We start from the raw sequence: 2,687 nt of genomic DNA, 5'->3' as shown, positions 1-2,687 counted from the left end.
CATGCGCATCGGATCGAAGAGAAACCCGAACTCCATCGCGGCGGCCATCGCGCGCGCCTCGGCCGCGAATTGCGTGAGCCGCCGGGTGAGCGCCACGGCGGCGGCGGCGGACCGCTCGAGACCCGCGGCGAGCCCGTCGATGTTCTTGAGTCGCATGTCCTTCGCCGTCCCGCTCTCCGCGACTGCCGCCCGGATCTCGGCGAGTTCACGGAGCGCCGCTTCACAACGGCTGGGCATCTCAGCCAACGACGGCGCCGGCGCCAATCGACCCATGAGCGAAGCCGCCGCCTCGTCAATTCGCAATCGGGTCCAGGGAATGAGCGTATCCAAGTCGCGTGCGTGCGTCTGCACCGCCCCCCGCAGCGCATTCGCGCCCGCGAGCACCGGCGACCACGGCTTTCCCGCCTCCTTGTCGCCCACGTCCTGCGCACAGTTCGACACCGTCCGCGCCGCCGCATCGAGTTCGGTCAGTCGCTCTGCCCACTCAGCCGGCGTGCCGGGTGGCTGGGCGATCACCGCTAGCACCACGTCCAGCGCACCCTGTAGTCTTCGCCGCTCGGCCACCGCGGCGGTCCGGTCGTTCCCGGTATCGCGCGCCACTTCCTGCAGGAGGAGGGCGGCGTCGGCGATGCCCGACAGGGCCGGCGGCCCGGGCGCCACCTGTTCGATCATCTCCCGACATGCATTGGCCAGCGTGAGGAGCGCGCCGGCGAGATTGCCGCTGTCCACCGAGGAAACGTACCGCGGCTCGAGGGGACGACCGTCCCGGACGTCGTACCAATTGTACAGATGCCCGCGATGATGCTCGAGCTCCACCACCGTGCGCAACGTCGCTTCGATCCGATCCACCGCGTCGAGCGTCCCCACCCACCCAAAATCCCGGGCCGCCACCACCGAGAGTAGGTACATCCCGATGTTGGTGGGCGACGTCCGCTCGGCGATCACCGGGTGCGGCGTCTCCTGGAAATTGTCCGGTGGAAGCCACCGGCTCTCCGCCGTCACGAACGTCGTGAAGTATTCCCACGTGCGGCGGGCGATGAGGCGTAGCGCGCGCGCTTCGTCCGCCGACAGCGGCGCGGTGTAAGGCGCCGTGCCCGGCCGGCTTACCCGGCGCGCGATGGCGGGAGCGAACCCCCACACCACCACGATCGGCAACGCCACCGGCCACGCGGCCGGGTGCCACCACGTCACCGCCGCCGCCGCGATCGCCGAGAGCCCGACGCCACCGGCCATGCGGCGATAGAACCCTGCAACCGTGCTCGGCACGCGCGACTCGGCGTGCACCATCGTCATCCACTCCAGCATCCGGCCGTGCGTCAGATACACGCGCACCAGCGTTCGTACCACGGCGTCGGCCATCAGCCACGCTTGGAACGCCATCGTCGTGATCGTGAACGCCATCTGGCTCACGGCATCGCGGAAGTCGCGGCTCACCGCACGCAGATGGCTCCGCTTGGAGATGCCCGGAGCGTGGGGCCACACGCCGGCCAATGCCGGGAGCAGCAGCGGCACCGCCACGGTAGTCAGGACGAACGCCGACCAGAGCGCGGGCGATGACCCGGGCCACGCCCATCCGAACGCCAGGGTGAGGAATGCCGCCGGCATCGACAGCGTGCGCCGGAGATTGTCGATCATCTTCCAGCGATGGATCGGGGACAGTCGCTCCCGCAGGATCCACGGCAGCAGCTGCCAGTCCCCGCGTGCCCAACGATGCTGGCGTGCCGCTGCCGTCAGATAGTTCGCCGGCGCGCTCTCGAACAGCTCGACGTCGGTCACCAGCCCGGCCCGCGCGAACACCCCTTCGAAGAGGTCGTGACTCAGCAGCGTGTTGTCGGGTACCCGCCCGGCCAGCGCCGCCTCGAACGCGTCAATGTCGTAGATGCCCTTGCCGGTGTACGATCCCTCGTTGAACAGATCCTGATAGACGTCCGATACGGCCGACGCATACGGATCGATCCCCGACGCCCCCGAGTACAACCGCTGGAGCAGCGAACCCGCGCGGCCCGGGAGCGGCAGCGACACACGCGGCTGCAACACCGCATAGCCTTCCACCACGCGCTGTGTCAGGGGATCGAGCCGCGGGCGATTGAGCGGATGGGCCATCGTCCCGACAAGCCGATTGACGGCGCCCATCGGAAGCCGGGTATCGGCGTCCAGTGTCAGCACGTAGCGCACCCCGGTCGGCCCGTTCGCCGCCAGGAACGTCGTATCCGTGGCGCCCCGCAGCAGGCGGTTCAACTCGTGGAGCTTGCCGCGCTTGCGCTCCCAGCCCATCCACACGCCTTCGCACGAGTTCCACGCTCTGCGGCGGTGAAAGACGAAGAACCGCGCGCCCCCGTCCGGCGCCGGTCCGTGGCGGGCGTTCAACCGCGCGATGCCGTCGCGCGCCGCAGCGACGATCTCCTCATCCCCCGGCATGTGTTCGGCAGGCGCATCCGGCCCATCGGATACCAGCGCGAACCGCACGTCGCCGTCGGCGTTTGCCAGATAGTGGATCTCCAGTCGAGCGACCTGCGCCTCTACGTCGGCCCGCCCGCCGAACAGCGTCGGCACCGCCACCATGGTCCGAAACTCCGCGGGTACGCCGGCCGCCCACTCGAGACGCGGCAGGAGGTCGGGCGCCACCACCGTGGTGACGAAGCGATTCACCAGCGCCACCGCGAGATCCGACGCCGGGATCAACGCCA

Annotated in this window: 1 protein-coding gene; it reads right to left on the bottom strand. The window is 69.5% G+C overall.

All coding sequences use genetic code 11. The features are described 5' to 3' along the window. The coding region (locus tag VNF92_07945) for a hypothetical protein (protein HVA57806.1) at positions 1-2,687 on the bottom strand (2,687 nt) is incomplete at both ends.

This window comes from Gemmatimonadaceae bacterium (genome assembly GCA_035533015.1).
Classification (GTDB): Bacteria; Gemmatimonadota; Gemmatimonadetes; order Gemmatimonadales; family Gemmatimonadaceae; genus JAGWRI01.
The sequence above is the reverse complement of the archived record's forward strand: the minus strand, read 5'-3'. Positions and strand labels throughout refer to the sequence as shown.